The sequence below is a fragment of the Sphingopyxis terrae subsp. terrae NBRC 15098 genome (genome assembly GCF_001610975.1).
Lineage (GTDB): Bacteria > Pseudomonadota > Alphaproteobacteria > Sphingomonadales > Sphingomonadaceae > Sphingopyxis > Sphingopyxis terrae_A.
In genome coordinates this window covers 126939-146933 of sequence record NZ_CP013342.1, presented here as the reverse complement: position 1 = coordinate 146933, position 19995 = coordinate 126939, and the positions used below count along the sequence as shown (strand labels likewise).

The following is a 19995-nucleotide window of genomic DNA, read 5'->3' as shown; positions in this document are numbered from 1 at the left end:
TATGATGTTGGCTCTACAGTCCATGACGATGGTTGAACCTCGCAATACAAGCGGCATCTCTCCCGCGAAAAGTCTTCTGACGGCCTCAGACGAGTTTGTCTTTCTCATCGAGGAAGTGCCCCGCAAACTGCGTCGGAAGTTTGATGCCTCAACGGCGCGCTTCGGATTGACGCGAACCCAGTGGCGCGCGCTCGTCTATATCTATCGGACCCCGGGCATGACCCAAACCGACCTCTCCAAATGCCTCGAACTGGAGCGTGCCAGCGTTGGCCATGTTGTCGACCAGCTGGAAAGAATGGTGCTCGCGGAACGGCGCGCTGCCAAGGGCGACCGGCGCGTCTGGGAACTTCATCTTTTGCCCCGAGCGATCGAAATCCTGCCTCAGCTGCGCGCCGAAGCCGACATGATCTACGCGCGACTGCTCCATATGATTTCCCCAACTGAGATACGCGCGATGCGCTCATTGCTGACGAAAATGTCCGGCAATCTCGAAAGCGGATCGGAAGACATGCCTCCTCGATAGGAGCCGTGGAAGATTTGAAATGGCCGACGCCATTCATCGTCAGCAAGCCGATATCCCCAACTGGCACCGCTCGCGTCTGAGGCGGCGCGCCGCGGCCGTTCTGCCCCCGCTGCATCAGGTTGCCAGCACTGACGGCTAACTAATTGCGAATATCGCGGCACGGAGCCCTACCTGCCTCCCGCCGTGTTGCAGAATAGTCCGATCGAGCCGGCAATCGTTCGGCGGTGAGCGCCCTCCCGCGAGGCGGGCCGCTCTTGGCTTCGCGTGCCAGCGCCAATTGACCGACGAGCTATTTCGTGCAACGAGTTGTCTACCAAGAAACGAACCTCTGCGTGGAGACCGACATGGCTCAACCCGAGCGCTTCATGTGAGGGCGGATTGCCGGTGCTGTCCGCCGTCAGCACCAATGGCACAGATTTGAGGTTGTGATTTAAGGAGGATTTGGGCTTCGTCGTAGTGACTAAGGAACGAGGATGAAGCCCAATCCTCCTTGAAAAAATCGGCGCCGAAGGCCCCTGCTGAGCGGCTGGTGAAGGACATACGGCGTGCGACGCGCCGGCACTTCTCTGCAGAGGACAAAATCAGGATCGTGCTGGAAGGCCTGCGCGGCGAGGACAGCATCGCCGAGCTGTGCTGCAAGGATGTCATCGCCCAGAGCTTGTATTACACGTGGTCGAAGGAGTTCATGGAGGCGGGCAAGCGGCGCTTGGCGGGCGACACCGCCCGTGCCGCGACCACCGGCGAGGTGCACGACCTGCGCCGCGAAGCCCGTGCCCTTAAGGAATGCGTGGCCAATCTGACGCTGGAAAACCGGTTGCTCAAAAAAAGCATGATCGCGGATAGGGCCGACGACGAATGAGGTAACCCGCATCCGAGAAGCTGGAGATCATTCGGATCGTCGAGCAGTCGCACCTGCCGGCCAAGCGCACGCTGGAGCAGTTGGGCATCCCGCGCCGGACCTTCTAACGCTGGTACGACCGCTACCTCGAGCGCGGGCCGGAGGCGCTGGAGGATCGGCCATCGGCCCCGAGGCGGGTGTGGAACCGCATCTGCGATGATATCCAGCAGCAGATCATCGACATGGCGTTGGATACAACCGACCTGTCACCCCGCGAGCTCGCGGTGCGCTTCACCGACGAGAAGCGCTACTTCGTGTCGGAAGCCACGGTTTACCGTATGTTGAAAGCCCATGACCTGATCGCCAGTCCGGCCTTCATCGTGATCAAGGCCGCCGACGGGTTCCACACCAAGACGACGCGGTCGAACGAGATGTGGCAGACCGACTTCACCTACTTCAAGATCATCGGCTGGGGCTTGGTGTACCTGTCGACCGTGCTCGACGACTTCTCCCGTTATGTCATCCTTTGGAAGCTGTGTACCACCATGCGGGCCGGGGATGTCACCGACACGCTGGAGCTGTCCCTCGAAGCTTCCGGATGCGCGTCGGCCAGGATGATCCACAAGCCGAAGCTGCCAATGGGCCCGGCCAGCATATTGCCCGCGCCCCTTAATTCGTCAGGGAAATGGGCGGCGAGGAATTGCCGCATTTCGGTGCGAAATGCGTCTTCGCTCGTCTAGGCCGTGTTGACAAAAGGGATTCCCAAATCCTCCTCCTTCTGATTCAAGACTGCTTTTTGAGGATCAGTCATGGGTCGCGGGGATTTGTCGGATGCGGAGTGGGACCTGATTGGGCCGCTGCTGCCGCCTGAACGTGGTCGCTGGGCGCGGCCGTCGGGCGATAATCGTCGCTTTCTCAACGGCATGCTTCACGTGCTGCGGGTCGGCTGCCCTTGGCGCGACATGCACGAGCGCTACGGCAAGTGGAACTCGGTCTATGTCCGCTTCCGGCGCTGGGCCGAACAGGGTGTCTGGGATGCCCTGCTGCAAACGCTGGTCGATCTGGGTCTGACCGACGACTGGCAACATATGATCGACAGCACCAGCGTTCGCGGCCATGTTTCGGCAGCGGGCGGAAAAGGGGGGCTTGTGCGAACGCTCTTGGTCGATCACGCGGCGGCTTTACGAGCAAAATCCACGCCCGCTGCGACAATCAAGGACTGCCTGTCGGCTTCATCCTGACCGGCGGCGAGGCTTCTGATTACACCGCTGCCGAACCGCTGATGGCGATCCCCGTCGCCACACCCAAGGCGCTGCTCGCGGACAAGGGCTATGATGGTGATCGCTTCCGGGAAAGCCTGCTGACCCGGGGCATCCTGCCGATCATCCCGCCCCGCTCGAACCGCAAGGTGCCAGAGCATCCCGACTATCGCCGTTACAAGGACCGCAACCGCGTCGAGCGCATGTTCGGAAAGCTCAAACAGCAACGACGCATCGCCACTCGATATGACAAAACCCTTCTCTCGTTCGAGAGCTTCCTAAACCTCGCCGCCACGCGGCTATGGCTGAAGTCTTTTGTCAACGCGGCCTAGACATCAGGTTCTAGCTGAGTTGGCACTGAAACCTCCGTTCAAAACTGAATTTGCGACGCCGCACGCGCACGACAGGGCTGCGCTCTGTCTGGTCAGTATTGCTGCTCGGGAACGTGCAAAATCAAACCTTCCACTCCTTCCACCATGGGTATCTGGCAGGCGAGGCGACTGTATTCGTTGGCACCTTCGGCAAATTGCAGAAGCTCTGCCTCCGCTGCCCCTTCGACCAGGCGACCAACCCTGTCGATCCAGGCCGGATCGACATGGACATGGCAGGTCGCACAGGCGCAGACACCGCCGCAATCGCCGTCGATGCCCGGTACATCATTGAAGAGCGCCGCCTCGCGTGCGGTTTCGCCCTCGGCAATTTCGACTTCCCGCCGCGTTCCATCGCTGGATACGAACGTCACTTTGACCATCATACACTCCGTATTTCTGCTTCAGCAAATCAGCGCGCGTGCAGCCGCACCGGCAGATTGGTGATCCCGCGCACAAGGTTTGAGAAAAGGCGCTCGGGCTCGCCGGTCACTTCGACCTTGGCGAACCGCTTGTGAATTTCTTCCCAGATGATCCGCAACTGCAGTTCTGCCAGCCTGTTACCCATGCATCGATGGATGCCATAACCGAATGACAGGTGATGGCGCGGATTCTTGCGGTCGATGATGAACCGGTCAGCCCGGTCGATGACCGTTTCGTCGCGGTTGCCCGACAGGTACCACATCACGACCTTGTCGCCCTTCTTGATCTGCTTGCCGCCAATCTCCCAGTCCTGCAGCGCAGTGCGGCGCATGTGAGTCAGCGGCGTCTGCCAGCGGATGATTTCCGGCACCATGCTGGCGATCAACGAAGGGTCGTCATTCAGTTTGCGATATTCATCGGGGTTCTGATTGAGCGCCAGCACACCGCCGCTTATCGAATTGCGCGTGGTGTCGTTGCCGCCCACGATCAGCAGCAGCAGGTTACCCAGAAATTCGAGGAAGGGCATATCCCGTGTCGCCGGGGAATGCGCCATTATGGAAATCAGATCGTTCTTCGGTTCTTCGTTGATGCGCTGCTCCCACAGTCCTTTGAAATACATCGCGCACTCGATGAGTTCTTCACGCCTCGCTTCGTACGATTCGACGATGCCGGTTTCAGGGGCGGCCGTTGTGACGTCGGACCAGCGCGTGAGCTTGCGGCGTTCCTCCCACGGGAAATCGAATAGGGTAGCAAGGGTCATCGTGGTCAATTCAACTGAGACCTTGTCAACCCAATCAAATTCCTCGCCTATCGGCAGATCATCGAGAATCTGACACGCTCGTTCGCGGATTGTCGGTTCGAGCAACAGCAAGTTGGACGGCGCTACAGCGGGGGTGACGGCCTTGCGTTGCTGGTCGTGCTTTGGAGGATCCATAGCGATGAACATTTCAAGTTCGAGCGCGCCTTCCACCGAATGCATGTCCTGAATGGCGATACCGCCGAGCTTTGCCTCCGACGAAAAGACTTTGTGGTTGGTGTCGACAGCCATGATATCGTCGAACTTGGTGATCGACCAGTAAGGCCCAACATAGCTTTCGCGGCAATAGTGGACCGGCTCCTCTTTGCGCAGCCGGTCGAAATACAGGCCGATCGTGTCCTGCTGAAAAAGACTCGGCCGTGCGACATCAATTTCGTCGATCGGAATGGCTGCAACTTTTCCGGCAGTATCCAGCTCCATCGTGTCGATGCTCATGTCTCGTCCTCCATCCCAGGCAAGCAGACTCACCTTGCTATCAAACAGGTAGATGTTTCGCAGGGTGTGGTCAATAAAGCTTATAAGGATTGTTGCGACATTTGACCGCACTGCAAACTTCATAGACTGATGCTGGACATGCCATCCGATAAACTCTTATAAGGTTTTATCAGAGGAGCGATTCCCAGTGATGCAACCGAAGGTCGATGATTCGAGGAAGGCCAAGCGTGCGCTCACGCTTGCGCAGGACATCGTACGCGATATCGAAGCCGGGGCGCATGTTGCGGGCGACAGGTTGGCGCGCGAGGACGAAATGCTTGCGCGATACGATGTCGCCCGAGCGACCTTGCGCGAAGCGCTTCGCTTCCTTGAACTCCAAGGCGTTATCCATCTTCAACTAGGTCGCGGTGGCGGGCCGGTGGTCGCTCGCCCGCAGACTGGCGATTTCGCAAACAGCCTCTCGCTGATCCTGCATTTCATGGAGGCGGACTTGAGGGGCTTGCTCGAATTGCGCGAAGCGATTGCGGCGGATGTTGCAGCCTATGCCGCCCAGCGCGCGACCACGGGTGATCTGAGCGCACTTGCCGATTGCCTCAAAGAGCTGGAGCGAAACGAAGCGAGCAGCCAGTTCGAGGAACTGAATCGCCGTTTTCACGATATGCTCGGCTGGGCCAGCGGCAATCCGCTTTTCGGCCTTCTGACTTCCGCGTTGCATATGCTTACCCGCGAATTCTCGCTCTCGCTGGGGTATTCGGCGCAAGAGCGTGCGGTCCAGTTGCGTTTCTTGCGCCGCGTCCTTGAAGCTGTGCGCAAGGGCGATGCCGAAGGAGCGCGGCAGGCTATGGCGCGTCTCGTGGCGGGCTCCGCCTCCTATCTCGCACAGAGAAGCCCTGAGCTTGTGTCCCAGAAGGTCAGGTGGGGACAGACGTAAAAAACGGGCGCCGGTGGGTGGCGCTGGATGGAGAGGGTATTACGATGGCACTCAAGAGCCGCATATGCGAAATTCTCGGGATCGAATACCCGATCCTTCTGGCAGGAATGGGCGGGGCGAGTGTCCCCGCGCTCGCGGCCGCAGTATCGAATGCCGGGGGACTTGGCGTTCTTGGCGCTGCGGCCTGCTCGCCAGACCAGTTGCGCAGCTGGATCCGCCAGACCCGCGAACTGACCGATAAGCCATTTGGGGTCGACACCCTTCTGCCTGCCTCCGTCAGGCGCGGTTCGGCACCGCAGGGCGGCGCCTCGCTCGAAAACCCGATGGCACTGCTTGGCGAATATCAGCAGTTCACCCGCGATTTCATGGAACGCGAGGATCTGCCCGAAGTGGATGCCGCAATGGCCATGCGCGCGGCTGGCGCGCCGGAAATGGGCAAGGGCGGTCCGCAGCTGTTCACGCGGGAGTTTTTCGAGGCGCAGATGGAAGTGGTAATCGAGGAAAAGGTGCCAGTCTATGCCGCCGGCCTCGGCAATCCCGGACCGTGGATGGACCGCCTTCATTCCAATGGCACCAGGGTCATGGCGGTGATCGGCAAGGTCAAGCACGCCCAGCAGGTGGTCGATTCCGGCATCGACATGATTGTGGCGCAGGGCCACGATGGCGGCGGGCACAACTCCCCGATCGGAACCTTCTCGCTGATTCCGCAGGTAGTCGACGCGGTGGGCGATCGGGTTCCCGTGATCGGAGCAGGTGGAATCTCCGATGGCCGCGGAGTCGCCGCAGCGATGATGCTGGGCGCTCTGGGCGCGTGGGTCGGAACGGCGTTCCTGGCAACCGAAGAGGCAGGGATTGAACGGTTCCAAAAGGAAGCAATAACCGACGGCGGCGATGCAGATACCGTCGTTAGCCGTTCGTTGACCGGCAAGCCTGCGCGCATGATCCGCAACAAATGGGCCGATGCTTGGGTTGCGGCGGGCAAGGAGCCGCTTCCGATGCCTTACCAGTCGATGATTTCAGGGCCGGTCATGGCTTCGGGCATAAAGGCTCAGCGCAAGGATATCATGCCCGGCTTCGCGGGGCAGGGAATTGGATTGATCCATTCGATCCGTCCAGCGGCAGAGGTCATGCGCGATCTTGTCGAAGGGGCCGAAAGGGCGCTGGCCGATGCCAGATTCTATTCCTGAATTGCGGCAAGACGGGTACGCTGTATGAACGCTTCGCAGACCTTATCCTTTGCCGACAAGGCCGCCATAACCGGTGTGGGCGAAACCGCATTCGTCAAGGGCACCGAACGGACCGCGGTGGACATGATGCTGGAAGCCTCGCGCCGCGCAATCTCAGATGCCGGGCTGAAACCTTGCGACATCGACGGCATGGTGCCGCCGCCGATCTATACGACCTCGGAGGAAATGGCCGCCAATCTCGGCATTGATGTGCTGCGCTATGCGGCCACCGTTCACATGGGCGGCGCCAGCCCGACGACGGCGCTGCAGAACGCGGCAATGGCGATCGCCAGCGGGCTTTGCGATCACGTGCTGGTGACGCTCGGTTGGAACGGCTATTCCGCCCTCAGGCCCAAGCCGGGTGCCCCGCCCACTCGGGCGATGAACATGAACACGCTGACCAATACCATCCAGGGCTATTACATCCCCTATGGTGTGTTCCTGCCGGTGCAGATGTATGCTTGGCTGGCGACCCGTCACTCGAAGCTTTACGGCGTGGGCGCGGATGCGATGGCAGCGGTAGCGCTAGCCTGCCGGCGTCACGCGCAGTTGAATCCGCGCGCCTTTACCTATGGGCGCGAACTCGACGCGGAAACCTATCATTCGGCGCGCTGGATATCCGAGCCCTTCCGCCTTTACGATTGCTGCCTTGAAACCGATGGCGCCTGCGCGGTAGTCATATCGCGAATGGATCGGGCCAGGGATATGCCGCATGTGCCCGTCAGCATCGCCGGTGCCGCGGAAGACCACCCCTATCCCGCCGACGACATCCCCTCGCGGCCCGATCCCTTCAAGATTGGCCTCAGCTATGCTGCCCCGCGCGCTTTCGACATGGCGGGCGTCAAGCGCGAGGACATGGATTTCCTGCAGATTTACGACTGCTTTACCTATGTCGTTCTGCTGCAACTGGAAGCGATGGGCTATTGCGAACCGGGTGCACAGTTCGAATTCGTCGCCAATGGCCAGATTGAGCTGGGTGGCCGCTATCCGATCAACACCCATGGCGGCTTGCTCAGTGAGGCGCATGTCTGGGGACTCAACCACGTGGTCGAGGCAGTGCGCCAGCTTCGTCACGACTGCGGCGAGCGCCAGGTGCTGGGAGCCCAAACTGGTCTTGTGACCGGCTGGGGTGACCTTGGCGATGGAAGCATTGCCATTCTCAGGAGGTTTGCATGAGCAGCGAGAGCGATCTGCCTCCCAAAATGCGGCCCTCCGCGCAGGTTGCGCCGCCCAAACCGCGACCTCGCCCGCAAGACCCGGTTGAGCAGGAATTCTGGAAGCGGTGCCAAGACGGCAATCTCTATTTCCAGCGCTGCGGCGGCTGCGGCTGCTTCCGCCACCTACCGCGCTATATGTGCGCAAAGTGCGGCTCGCCGGAATTCTCCTGGGAACGCAGCAGTGGCAAGGGCACGCTGTTTTCCTGGACCGTTACCCACCAGGCCCTCCACCCGGCTTTTGCCGACGAAATTCCCTTCGTGGCGGCGGTGGTGGAATTGGAAGAGGGCGTACGCATGGCCACGCGCCTGATTGGTTGCGATCACGAGCGCCTAGCGCTCGACCTTCCGGTGGAAGTGGAATTCGAATTGATCGGTGAGGACTTCCGCCTTCCTGTTTTCCGCCTGCGTGAAAGTTAGAAGCGTCATGGATCTTGATTACGGGCCCGAATACGATGTCTTCCGCAAGCAAGTGCGGGCTTTCATCGAAGCGCACCGCCATCTCGCGCCGCCTTCTGCTGACCGGGCGGCCCGACCTTCGTCCAAGGCAGTCGAATGGCAGAAGCTGTTGATCGAGCATGGGTATACCGCGCGAACGATCCCGCAGGAGTATGGAGGCTATGGAGCGGAGCCGGACATTCTCCAATCGCGCATCATCGCAGAGGAATTTGCGCGGGCCAGGGTGCCGGGCGGGCTTTCTAATCAGGGAATCTCGATGTTCGTGCCGACCCTGCTTGAACTCGGCACCGAGGAACAGAAACGGCGCTGGATCGAACCCACGTTGAAAGGCGATATCGTATGGTGCCAGGGCTATTCCGAACCCGGTGCCGGGTCGGACCTAGCCAACCTCAAGACCAGCGCGCACATCGAAAACGGCGAATTTGTTATCAATGGCCAGAAGATCTGGACCAGCACCGCCAAGCAGGCCGACATGATCTTTTGCCTGGTCAGGACCGAACCTGACGCACCCAAACATGGCGGCATTTCCTACCTGATCTTTTCGATGGACACGCAGGGCATCGAGGTTCGCCCCTTGAAGACGATGACCGGTCACGCCGAGTTCAACGAGACGTTCTTCACCGATGTGCGCGTCCCCATGCACCAGATCGTCGGCCAGCGGGGCCAGGGCTGGTTCGTCGCGAACGCAACCCTAGGCCATGAGCGCGGAATGCTGGGCGATCCCGACGCGCTCGAAAACCGGCTGCAGGCGCTGATCGCACTGATGCAGGAAGAGCGTTTGGGCCAGGGTCGCGCGATCGACAATCCGGTACTGCGCGACCGGCTAGTGGCACTTCAGGCCGAAGTAGCGGCGATGAAATACAATGGGATGCGCATCCTTTCGAACAGCCTTAGGGGAGAGCCGGGCGGCATGGCGAAGCTGATCGTCAAGTTGCAAAGCTGTGAACTCGCTCACCAGATATCCGCGCTGGCAATCGACGCCATGGGCGAACTGGGCATACTCTATCACCACAGCCCGCGTGAGCGGGACGGCGGGGCGTGGCAATGGAACTATATGTTCCAACTCGGTCTCATCATCGGCGGCGGGACCGCTCAGATCCAGAAGAACATCATCGCCGAACGCGGCCTTGAAATGCCACGTGAGCCGAACCCCGCGGACATGGCGCGACAGAAGCAGGGAGCAGACTGATGGACTTTGGACTTTCGCAGGACCAGCAGATGTTGCGCGACGCCGTTTCGCGGTGCCTCGCCGATACCAGCCCGCTCAGTCACGTCCGCGAATGTGCGGAGCGGGACAATCCGTTGAGCGACCAGGTGTTGCGCGCCCTCCACGATCTGGGCGTTGCCGGAATGCTCGTCCCCGAAGAGCATGGCGGGCTCGGCATGACCTTGCTCGACGCGGCGGTGGTGGCGGAACAGCTTGGCTATGCGGTCGCACCGGTGCCGTTTCTCGCCAGTCAGGTTCTCGCACCGATCGCCTTGCGCGAAGCTGGCAACGAGGAGCAAAAGGCCCACTGGCTGCCAAAGATAGCGAGCGGCGAGGCGCGTGTCGGTGTCGCGATTTCCGAGACGATCGAGGTGCGCGACGGCGCGGGAGTTTCCTCTGCCGGCGGGAAGCTCAACGGCACCGCCCTGTTCGCGCTCGATTTCGAAGGAGCTGATGCCTACGTCGTCGCCGATTCCGGTGGCAGGCTGCACCTTGTCGGTGCCAAGGCGTCCGGGCTGGAAGCTATCGCGTTGACGACCATCGATCGCACCCGTAGCGTCGGGGAATTGCGGTTTGACGGGGACGAAGCGGAACCACTGGCTGACGATGGCGGAGCTACAGTGGCCCGGCTGCGCGATGCGGGCCGCGTGATCCTCGCCGCAGACAGCCTTGGCGCAGGTCAGGCCATGATCGAAAGGGCTGTCGATTATGCTGGTCAGCGCGAACAGTTCGGCCGCCTGATCGGTAGTTTCCAGGCCGTAAAGCATATGTGCGCCGAGATGGCCGCGCGGCATGAACCGTGCCGTTCGCTCGTCTGGTACGCCGCCCACGCCTTCGACGCGGTGCCGAATGAGGCATCACTGCTTGCCTGCCATGCCAAATCGCACACGGCCGAGGTCTATCGATTTGTCGCACGCACTTCCACCGAAGTGCACGGCGGAATGGGATTCACCGACCTGCTTGGCCTGCATTACTGGTTCAAACGGATCGGATTCGACCGGCAGGTTCTGGGTGGGCCAGAAGCGGTCCGGGCGGAGGCTGCGGCACTTCAGGGCTGGACCAAAGCTGCGTGATGTTTCTTCCAAGGGAAGTGCGCCAAAGCCGCCACCCCGTTCGGAGAGGGGAACTAATGTGATCGACTGGAATCTCGGCGACATTCTCGACGCTATCGAGCCCGTCATGCCAAAGGATGCGCCGGCCCTGATACACGGCGACCGGATCATCACCTGGCCCGAAATGTCGGGACGTTCGAACAATGTTGCCCGCGCGCTCCGGCAGCGCGGAGCCGGCAATGGGGCCAAGGTTGCCTTTTATATGCGCAACCGACCCGAATATGGCGAGTTGATGGCAGCCTGCTTCAAGGGGCGCCTGATCCATGTGAACATCAATTACCGCTATGTCGCCGAGGAGGTCTTCTATATCTTCGACGATTCCGATCGCGAAGTGATCGTCTACAGCTCGGAATTCCGCGACTGTATCGTCGAGCTCAAGGATCGGCTCGAGAAGGTTCACACCTTTGTGGAAATTGGCGAGGCTTCGCAAATCGCGCCTTTTGCGATCCCTTACGAAACACTCGCGCAAGAAGGCGACGGATCGGCGCTCGGCATAGTGCGCTCTCCCGAAGATCAGCTCTTCATCTATACCGGCGGCACGACGGGCATGCCCAAGGGCGTGATGTGGCATCACGACCAAATGCGCAAAGCACAGCTCGAGGCCCAGAAGCTGCTCGCCCCCGTTCCTCAGACACTCGAAGAACACGTCGCGTTGATCACAAGTCAAGGGCCCGGCAACCGCACCCTGCCATCCTGCCCGATGATGCACGGGACCGGCTTCATCACCGCGATCGGCACACTTATGTCGGGCGGCGCCATCGTTACACTCGCAGACTCGTCCTTCGATGCGACGGAGTTGTGGGAAACAGTTGATAAGCATAAGGTGCAAAGCATCGCAATTGTGGGCGATGCCTTTGCCAAGCCAATGCTGCAGGCGCTGGACCGGAATCCCGGCCGCTGGGATACCAGCAGCCTCGTCACCATCGTTTCATCCGGCGTGATGTGGAGCAAGGAAGTCAAGGCTGGGCTGTGCAAGCATATCCCCCAGGTGGTGCTGATGGACAGCTTCGGCGCTTCCGAAGGGCTCGGCTTCGGCCGCTCCATCACAACCGCGCAAGGGGGCACCAACACCGCGAAATTTGCGATTGGCGAATTCTGTCATGTCTTTGATGAAAACGACCAGAAAGTGACGCCGGGAAGCGGCGTACCGGGATTTATCGCCCTCATGGGTGCGATCCCAGCGGGTTATTACAAGGATCCCGAGAAATCCGCCAAGACCTTCCGCACAATCGATGGGGTCCGCTATTCGATTCCGGGCGACTGGTGCACGGTCGAGGCCGATGGCAGCCTGACCTTGCTGGGCCGTGGCAGCGTTTGCATCAACACTGCTGGCGAGAAAGTTTACCCCGAGGAAGTCGAGGAGATTCTCAAGACCCATCCCGCGATTGGTGACGCGCTGGTCGTGGACGTGCCAAACGAAAAATGGGGTCAGGCCGTCACCGCCGTCGTCCACCTCAGCGGCGACGTTGCGTTCGACGAGCAAGCCGTCAAGGATCATGTGCGGGGGCAGTTGGCAGGCTACAAAACACCGAAGGCCATATATCCAACGAAGATCCCCCTGCGCGCATCGAACGGCAAGGCCGACTATGCAACGGCGAAGGCAATTGCCGAGAGCCTGACTGCCGCTTCATGACGAATCAGACTTCGCCCGATTATGACGCTGTGATCATCGGTGCTGGCTTCAGCGGGATCTACTTGCTCCACAAGTTGCGGGACGCCGGGTTCAACGTGCTGCTGGTCGATGCTGCGACCGATCCGGGCGGCATCTGGCACTGGAATTGCTATCCCGGCGCACGCGTGGATTCGCAGATTCCGCTCTATGAATTCTCGATCCCCGAAGTGTGGCGGACATGGACTTGGAGTGAGCGCTTTCCCGGCTGGGAAGAACTCAGGGCCTATTTCCGCCATGTCTGCGATACGCTGAACCTTTGGCCGCTGATGCGGATGGGATCGAGGGTCGAAAGCGCCGATTTTGATGCAGGGCGGGGACTATGGAATCTACAGCTTGAGGGCGGGCAATCCGTATCGACACGCTTCTTGCTCCCAGCCCTCGGTTTTGCGTCGAAGCCGTATATCCCCGACATTCCGGGCATTGAGGATTTCGAGGGCGAATGGTGCCACACGGCGCGCTGGTCGCAGGAGGGTATTGATCTCGATGGGCGCAAAGTTGCCCTGATCGGAACCGGAGCGAGCGGTGTGCAGGTCGCCCAAGAAGCAGCCAAGCGGGCTGAAGCGCTGATCCTGTTCCAAAGAACCCCGATCCTGGCCCTGCCGATGCGGCAGGAGCGGCTGACGCGGGAGGATCAGGAACGCGAAAAGCACAGCTATCCTGCCCTTTTCGAACAGCGCAGGCAGACGAGCGGAGGATTTGAAAGCCAGTCACTTGAAGTCTCGGCGCTCGAAGTCGACGAGATTGAGCGCAATGCCCACTTCGAAGATTTATGGCAGCGAGGCGGATTGAGGTTCTGGTACCACAACTTCGCCGACTTGCTTACCAATCGCGCAGCCAATCGCCACGCCTACGATTTCTGGCGCGACAAGGTTCGCGCGCGGATCGCCGATCCCGATCTGGCCGAGAAACTCGCCCCATCCGAACCGCCGCATCCGTTCGGCACGAAGCGACCTTCGCTGGAACAGGGATATTACGAGATTTTCGCGCAGGACAATGTTGCGCTGGTTGATCTGAAGGCAAACCCGATCACCCGTGTCGGGCCGCACGCAATCACAACCGCAGACGGCGAGGTCGAATGCGATCTCATCGTTTTCGCCACCGGCTTCGACGCGGGGCGGGGCGGGTTGATCGACATGAACATCACCGGCAGGGGCGGCCTGTTACTGTCGCAAGCTTGGGACAACGGGCTGCGCGCCTATCTGGGAATGGCGGTATCGGGTTTCCCCAACATGCTGTTCGCTTACGGACCCCTGAGCCCCTCGGGTTTTTCCAACGGCCCGACAAGCGCGGAAATGCAGGGCGACTGGATCTGCGATTTCATGGTCTGGCTGCGAAACAACGGTTACGATCTTTTCGACGCCGATCCGCAAGCAGAGGCGGACTGGACCGAAATGGTCGCTCAGGTTGGCGCTATGACGCTCTTTCCCGAAGCGGACTCCTGGTACATGGGCGCAAACATCCCGGGTAAGAAGCGCCAACTCATCAATTTTCCAAGCGTGTCGACCTATGCTGCGATTTGCGGCGATGTGGCACGCGATGCCTACCGCGGCTTTGCCGCCAGCACACCAGCGAACAAGGACAGCGCAACCTGATGAATGAGATGTTCAGAATAAGTGACTTTCCAGTGGACATTGATCCTGTTTGGGCTGGCGACGGCTCACATCTGCCCGAATGGTTCGTGTCGGCGCTCAAGGTGCCCCGCGAAGAAGGTTATGTGGAAATAGATGGGGCCAAGGCGCACTATTTCCGCTGGGGTGACCCCAGCAAGCCCAAGGTATTGATGACCCATGGCTTTCTGGCACATGCGCGCTGCTTTGCCTTCATTGCACCGTTTCTGGCAGAAGATTATGACGTGGTGGCGTTTGATCTGGCCGGCATGGGCGACAGCGACATGCGTGGTCGCGCCGACCTCTTGGCGAGAGGGGGCGAGTTTCGCGAGATTGCCGAGGCGCTGAATATGTTTGCGGATGGCCAAAAGCCGACAATCATCGCGCACAGCTTCGGGTCGGGCGCAGCCCTGACAGCCGTGACCCAGTGGCCCGAGGCCTTTGCCGGAGTGGTGGTTTGCGATCTCATGATCATGCGGCCCGCTCTCCTGGAAGAGTACTGGAACCTCAGGCGGTCAAGCCCTGGTTCCGGCGATCCGGACAAGCCCAGCAAGCGTTATCCTTGCTATGAAACGGCACGTAAGCGGTACATCCTTTCCCCGCCCCAGCCGGTCGGCGAGCCATTCCTTCTGGACTACATGGCCTATCATTCCCTGCGACAGGATGGAGACGAGTGGACGTGGAAGTTTTCAACCGAGGTCTTTCGGAGGAGCAACAAGCCCAACGAATGGCTCACCATGGGCGAGCGTCTGGTGCAGGCACCGGGCCGGAAGGCCATCGTGCACGGCGGTATGAGCCAACTCTTCACCCCGGAATCGGCCGAATACGTCCGCGAGCTGGGTGGAGGTGACATTCCGATCATCGCGGTGCCTGAAGCCCGTCACCATCTGATGCTCGATCAGCCTTTGGCCTTTGTAACCGCACTCCGCAGCATTCTTGCCCTTTGGGATACGCACACTGCACCGCCACTTGCAGCCTGATCCTGGTTGTCCTTCGCCCCGGGTTCCCGCAGGTGCGGTGCTTGCCAGACCTTGCCTGCCGGGAAAGGGAGCTGCCACTCAGCGTTCGCCGGCCATGCCGTTGCGGCGTTCAAGCCATCGTTCGCGCCGCACCAGATAGAACGGGAAGGCGAAACAGTGCCAAGCAGCGAAAGCATGTAACCGGTGTTTTCAGGCCACGGTGGACCATGGCATGAGTTGGGCGAGATTGTTGGCGGGATGACCGTTGGCAAGTTTCACGAGGGTCTGGGTCATCCACCCGTGCGGGTTGACGCCGCTGATCTTGCAGTTTTCGATGAGCGTGGCGATCACCGCCCAGTTGTCGCCGCCTTCGTCGGAACCGGCAAACAGGGCATCTTTGCGATTCAATGCGAGGGGGCGGATCGAGCGTTCGACGGTATTGGAGTCGAGCTCGATGCGGCCGTCGTCGATGAACCGGGACAGTCCATCCCAGCGGGTGAGCGCATAGCGGATCGCCTCGCCGAGCTTGCTCTTGGCGCTGACTTGGCGGCCAGGGGCGGCAAGATATTGATGAAGATCACCGACGATGACGCGGCTGCGTTCGGTCCGAGCGGCACAGCGTTGCTCGGCGGGTGAACCGCGCACCTCGTCCTCGACACCATAGAGCAAGGCAATGCGGCGCAGCACTTCGGTGGCGACCGGCGACGTGTCGGCCAGTTCGTAGAACTTGCGGCGGACGTGCGCCCAGCAGAAAGCGAGCCGGATCTGCTGGCGCCGCCGGGCGAGCGCGGCGTAGCCGCCATAGCCATCGACCTGCAGGATGCCCGCGAAATCACCAAGGTGCGTGTGAGGGCGTTTTGCCTTGCGATCTGGCGCATAGACATAGGCAACGATCGGCGGATCGCAGCCGCCCCATGGTCGATCATCGCGAGCATAGGCCCAGAGCTGTCCTGTCTTGGTCGGCCCGCGCCCGGATCGAGGACCGGGGCGGTTATCTCGTCGGCGAACAACCGCTCGGATCGTCGTAGCTCGTCGAGAATGTGGTCACGCAAGGGGCGCAGATACCAGGCCGCTCGCCCGACCCAGTCGGCCAAAGTGGATCGGTCGAGCCGGATGCCCTGCCGGGCGTATATCTGGGCCTGCCGGTAAAGCGGCAGGTGATCGGCATACTTGGATACCAGCACCTGGGCGATCAGTGCCTCGGTGGGAGTACCGCCCTCGATGATCCGCGCTGGCGCCGGAGCCTGCACGATCGCGCTCTCGCACGAACGGCAGCCATAACGCGGCCGCCGGGTGACCAGGACGCGGAAGGTGGTCGGCACCACATCGAGGCGCTCGGCCACATCCTCGCCGATCTTCCGAATGTGCCGATGGCAGGATCACACCCTCGGCCTCAAGCTGTTTACGCAAATCCCGCCGCCAGGCGTATAGCTGCGAGGGATCCAGCCCATGCCGGCGCGCCACAGGACTGACGCCCTTGCGGCCCGAATAGCACTCCGCGACAATCGAGGCCTCCACCTCGGGCGGCCACTCCCGCCGCTTGCCCGCGCCGATGAACACCTCAAGGCGGCGCGCCAAGCTGGCCGCCGGACGCCCACCCAGCGCCAGCCTAAGGTGATGTACGATAGAATCCAGGCGGGCCGTACGCCGGGCAAATGTTGCAGTCACATCTGGAGGAAAGCGTTCAACGAAGATCCGCGTGGTGCAGCGGGATGTGGCGCAGCGAAAACGCCGGGCGACAAGAGTAATCCGAACCGGTCGGCCATGAGAGAGTAGATCGGCGAGTGTACAGTGATATCGACTGTGGACACGCGCAGATGGGCGGCAGCAGTTCGGGTAAATCGAAACTCGAAATCGGGATCGCCGGGTGATCCGTATCTGATCGGCGGCATACTCGACCTTGTCGATCACCAATCCTGTTGGCGCAATGGCTTCGCGAAAACCTCTCCCATGCATGGCGATCTCCTCCTTCGGGGAAAAACTCGCCACTATCAACGCACTTGCACCAAAAGTGAGTCAGAGCCCCATTCTGGCGCTAATCCACATCCTAACGCGAAGGGCTCGGGCGCTTTAGCGTACGAAAGCCTCTGATGGGGGAACCCGCGTGGGCTCTGGGATTGAGCTATGGGATTTGTTTTGGCCTGGTCGGAAGGGCACCGTACATAGTTGCAAGACGACCCGGGCGACAGCGGGAGGCGCGAACTCGACCGTTATGATCGACGCTCAAAGCCTCCATTTGTCGTCCTTTGGCGGATGTGCGGCAACTCTCTGAGGCGATCGGCGCAAGGCGGCCCGTTGGCCAGCGCCGGGCGCGCGCGGTCGTTCTTGGGAATGGGGGCAATTGCCGCACTGGCCGAACTCGAACGCGTGGTCTCGACCTTATTGGCCTCGTCAACAGGACTGGGCCGCAATAGCTAGCAAGTTGCCAGCTCGAATTCGACGCTCATAAAATGATTACTCGGTCGGCGATTTTTCTGCCGGCGAGCTTGAAAAGCTGCGACTGCGATCGCGAGCGAATTTGCAACCAAAAATCGGCTTCCGATATCGTCCAGCCCTTGCCAAATTTTGTGATGGTTTCTATGATGGTTTCAGCGGTATCTCGTTGTTGATTGCATCGGATTTCCGCCGCTTTGATGCCCAGTTCAGTTCCTCTTCTGGGCACCAAAACTCCTGCGGGAGTGGCATCAAAAACCTTGAGAAAACCGCAGAATTCTGCCATTTTTGGCTGGATTTTGATGCCGCGTGTTTCACGCTGTTTCAGGCCGTGCCCCCACAATCAGGGGCATGGAGCGGGGCATATGCCCCCACATGCCCCTTTCTGGCGAAAGGTCATGCCCCCAAATGTCACTGACAGCCTCGCAAATCCGAGCTTTTTCGCCCGGTGCTACCGCCTACAAGCGCGCCGATGAGCGCGGCCTCTACCTCGAAATCTTCCCCAACGGCTCCAAACTCTGGCGGCTGAAGTATTACGTAGGCGGCATAGAAAAGCGCATCGCTCTTGGTGCCTGGCCCGAAGTTAGTCTTCAAGCCGCCCGCCTCGAGCGCGATGAACTCAGGTTGCGTATTGCCAAGGGCGAAGACCCTGCTTTGACGCGAAAGAAGAACAAGGCGACGGCAAAAATCAGTGCCGCCAACACCTTCGAGTCGGTCGCCCGAGAGTACATCGAGAACAAGATGGTCGGCGAAGGCCGCGCTGAGGCTACGCTGCTAAAGGCACGCTGGTTCCTTGATCTGCTCAAGCCAGCGATCGGGCACATGCCGATTTCGGATGTCGACCCGCAGATGATGCTCGCCCCGCTCAAGAAGCTGGAGGCACGAGGCAATCGGGAGACCGCGAAGAAGTGCCGCTCCTTCGCGAGCCGGGTGTTCCGCTATGGTGCGGCGACTGGCCGCTGCACGACGGACCCCACAGCCATCCTCAAGGGTGCGTTGCTGACGCCGCAGGCGCGCCACTATGCGGCGATCCTTGAACCGGAGAAGCTCGGCGAGCTGCTGCGCGCGATCGACGCATTCGAATGCTACCCGATCACAAAGCTGGCGCTCAAAGTGGCCCCGCACATTTTCGTCCGACCGGGCGAGATGCGGCACGGCGAGTGGCAGGAGATCGACTTCGAGAAAGCGATTTGGACAATCCCCGCAGGGAAGATGAAGGCGCGGCGCACCCATGCCGTGCCCCTATCGCGCCAGGTGCTTGAACTGCTCACGGAGCTGAAAGCGATTACCGGGGGGCAAGGCTACATCTTCCCAGCCTTCCACACCCGCCTGCGCCCGATGAGCGAGAACACGATCAACTCATCGTTTCGCCGCATGGGCTACAGCAAGGATGACATGACAGCGCACGGATTTCGATCGACGGCTTCGACCCTGCTCAACGAGAGCGGTCTCTGGCACCCCGATGCGATCGAACGTGCGCTGGCGCACGGCGATAGCAATGCTATTCGCGGGACCTACAATCGGGGCCAGTATTGGGATGAGCGGGTCAAGATGGCGCAATGGTGGAGCGACTATCTCGATGATCTAAGGGCGGGCAAAGCCGCCAATTAGCCTAGGCCGTGTTGACAAAAGGGATTCCCAAGCCCGCCTCCTTCTGATTCAAGACTGCTTTTTGAGGAGCAGTCATGGGTCGCGGGGATTTGTCGGATGCGGAGTGGGAACTGATCGGGCCACTGCTGCCGCCTGAGCGCGGCCGTTGGGCGCGGCCCGCGGGCGATAACCGGCTCTTCCTCAATGGAATGCTTCACGTGCTGCGGGTCGGCTGCCCCTGGCGCGACATGCACGAGCGGTACGGCAAATGGAACTCGGTCTATGTGCGCTTCCGCCGCTGGGCCGAACAGGGTGTCTGGGATGCCTTGCTGCAAACGCTGGTCGATCTGGGTCTAACCGACGACTGGCAACACATGATCGACAGCACCAGCGTTCGCGGCCACGTCTCGGCAGCGGGCGGAAAAGGGGGGCTTGTGCGAACGCTCTTGGTCGATCACGCGGCGGCTTTACGAGCAAGATCCACGCCCGCTGCGACAATCAAGGACTGCCTGTCGGCTTCATCCTGACCGGCGGCGAGGCCTCTGATTACACGGCCGCCGAACCGCTGATGGCGATCCCCGTCGCCACACCCAAGGCGCTGCTCGCGGACAAGGGCTATGATGGTAATCGCTTCCGCGACAGCCTGCTCGTCCGGGGCATCCTGCCGATCATCCCGCCCCGCTCGAACCGCAAGGTGCCAGAGCATCCCGACTATCGACGCTACCGGGACCGCAACCGCGTCGAGCGAATGTTCGGCAAGCTCAAACAGCAACGACGGATCGCCACCCGATACGACAAGACACTTCTCTCGTTCGAGAGCTTCCTCAACCTCGCCGCCTCGCGCCTATGGCTGAAGTCTTTTGTCAACACGACCTAGATCGCGGTCTCAGGAAAGCCCTTGGCGTTCCCCCACAAGGATCGC

At 60.6% G+C, this 19995-nt stretch carries 14 protein-coding genes and 5 pseudogenes; 14 read left to right on the top strand and 5 right to left on the bottom strand.

What is annotated here, in order from left to right; translation table 11 throughout:
* Positions 1-22 precede the first annotated feature (22 nt).
* The 3 genes and pseudogenes from AOA14_RS00665 (at position 23) to AOA14_RS19015 (ending at position 2952) form a co-directional block, all read left to right on the top strand.
* Positions 23-523: a MarR family winged helix-turn-helix transcriptional regulator gene (locus tag AOA14_RS00665; protein WP_223181259.1), complete on the top strand. Its 501-nt coding sequence runs from the start codon at positions 23-25 to the stop codon at positions 521-523.
* 490 nt (positions 524-1013) lie between these two features.
* Positions 1014-1996: pseudogene (locus AOA14_RS19020) on the top strand (helix-turn-helix domain-containing protein); the annotation flags it as partial.
* A gap of 174 nt (positions 1997-2170) precedes the next feature.
* Positions 2171-2952: pseudogene (locus AOA14_RS19015) on the top strand (IS5 family transposase).
* A 92-nt stretch (positions 2953-3044) separates the two neighbouring features.
* On the opposite strand, the gene AOA14_RS00640 reads toward AOA14_RS19015, so the two are convergent.
* Positions 3045-3374, bottom strand: coding sequence for a 2Fe-2S iron-sulfur cluster-binding protein (locus tag AOA14_RS00640; protein ID WP_228383639.1), 330 nt, complete (start codon positions 3372-3374; stop codon positions 3045-3047).
* 26 nt (positions 3375-3400) lie between these two features.
* A complete protein-coding gene (locus tag AOA14_RS00635; RefSeq protein WP_039575372.1) occupies positions 3401-4663 on the bottom strand; it encodes a cytochrome P450 in 1263 nt (420 codons plus the stop codon).
* A gap of 190 nt (positions 4664-4853) precedes the next feature.
* On the opposite strand from AOA14_RS00635, the gene AOA14_RS00630 reads away from it, so the two are divergent.
* From AOA14_RS00630 to AOA14_RS00590, 9 genes are read left to right on the top strand one after another with little or no spacing between them, the layout of a single operon-like run.
* The gene (locus tag AOA14_RS00630; RefSeq protein ID WP_039575369.1) at positions 4854-5594 is read left to right on the top strand and encodes a FadR/GntR family transcriptional regulator; all 741 of its coding nucleotides are present in this window, start codon (positions 4854-4856) and stop codon (positions 5592-5594) included.
* A gap of 44 nt (positions 5595-5638) precedes the next feature.
* Positions 5639-6781 carry an NAD(P)H-dependent flavin oxidoreductase gene (locus tag AOA14_RS00625; protein WP_062900415.1) on the top strand — a complete coding sequence of 381 codons (1143 nt, stop codon included), beginning with the start codon at positions 5639-5641 and terminating at the stop codon, positions 6779-6781.
* 24 nt (positions 6782-6805) lie between these two features.
* Positions 6806-7996: a thiolase C-terminal domain-containing protein gene (locus tag AOA14_RS00620; RefSeq protein WP_062900414.1), complete on the top strand. Its 1191-nt coding sequence runs from the start codon at positions 6806-6808 to the stop codon at positions 7994-7996.
* Entirely contained in the window at positions 7993-8454 is a 462-nt protein-coding gene (locus AOA14_RS00615) for a Zn-ribbon domain-containing OB-fold protein (protein ID WP_054588688.1), read from the top strand. The genes AOA14_RS00620 and AOA14_RS00615 overlap by 4 nt, the downstream gene beginning before the upstream one ends.
* A 7-nt stretch (positions 8455-8461) precedes the next feature.
* Complete coding sequence (locus tag AOA14_RS00610; protein WP_054588687.1) at positions 8462-9682, top strand: acyl-CoA dehydrogenase family protein; 1221 nt, start codon at positions 8462-8464, stop codon at positions 9680-9682.
* Positions 9682-10773, top strand: a complete 1092-nt coding sequence (locus AOA14_RS00605) for an acyl-CoA dehydrogenase family protein (protein WP_054588686.1) — start codon at positions 9682-9684, stop codon at positions 10771-10773. Before AOA14_RS00610 ends, AOA14_RS00605 begins: the two co-directional genes overlap by 1 nt.
* Before the next feature lie 58 nt (positions 10774-10831).
* Positions 10832-12445, top strand: coding sequence for an acyl-CoA synthetase (locus AOA14_RS00600; RefSeq protein ID WP_062900413.1), 1614 nt, complete (start codon positions 10832-10834; stop codon positions 12443-12445).
* A complete protein-coding gene (locus tag AOA14_RS00595) occupies positions 12442-14076 on the top strand; it encodes a flavin-containing monooxygenase (RefSeq protein WP_054588684.1) in 1635 nt (544 codons plus the stop codon). The genes AOA14_RS00600 and AOA14_RS00595 overlap by 4 nt, the downstream gene beginning before the upstream one ends.
* Positions 14076-15071 carry an alpha/beta fold hydrolase gene (locus AOA14_RS00590; RefSeq protein WP_039575348.1) on the top strand — a complete coding sequence of 332 codons (996 nt, stop codon included), beginning with the start codon at positions 14076-14078 and terminating at the stop codon, positions 15069-15071. The genes AOA14_RS00595 and AOA14_RS00590 overlap by 1 nt, the downstream gene beginning before the upstream one ends.
* 189 nt (positions 15072-15260) lie before the next feature.
* Here AOA14_RS00590 and tnpC read toward each other — a convergent pair.
* The 3 genes and pseudogenes from tnpC to AOA14_RS19525 all read right to left on the bottom strand — a co-directional run.
* Positions 15261-16426, bottom strand: a pseudogene (gene tnpC / locus AOA14_RS00585) (IS66 family transposase); the annotation flags it as partial.
* Between the two features lie 70 nt (positions 16427-16496).
* A pseudogene (locus tag AOA14_RS20335) lies at positions 16497-17006 on the bottom strand (transposase family protein); the annotation flags it as partial.
* Between the two features lie 487 nt (positions 17007-17493).
* Complete coding sequence (locus AOA14_RS19525; RefSeq protein ID WP_202988347.1) at positions 17494-17826, bottom strand: hypothetical protein; 333 nt, start codon at positions 17824-17826, stop codon at positions 17494-17496.
* Positions 17827-17891: 65 nt separating this feature from the next.
* On the opposite strand from AOA14_RS19525, the gene AOA14_RS00580 reads away from it, so the two are divergent.
* Together AOA14_RS00580 and AOA14_RS19520 are read left to right on the top strand one after the other, a co-directional pair.
* A complete protein-coding gene (locus AOA14_RS00580; RefSeq protein ID WP_062900412.1) occupies positions 17892-19094 on the top strand; it encodes a tyrosine-type recombinase/integrase in 1203 nt (400 codons plus the stop codon).
* Between the two features lie 74 nt (positions 19095-19168).
* Positions 19169-19950, top strand: a pseudogene (locus AOA14_RS19520) (IS5 family transposase).
* Positions 19951-19995: the final 45 nt, after the last annotated feature.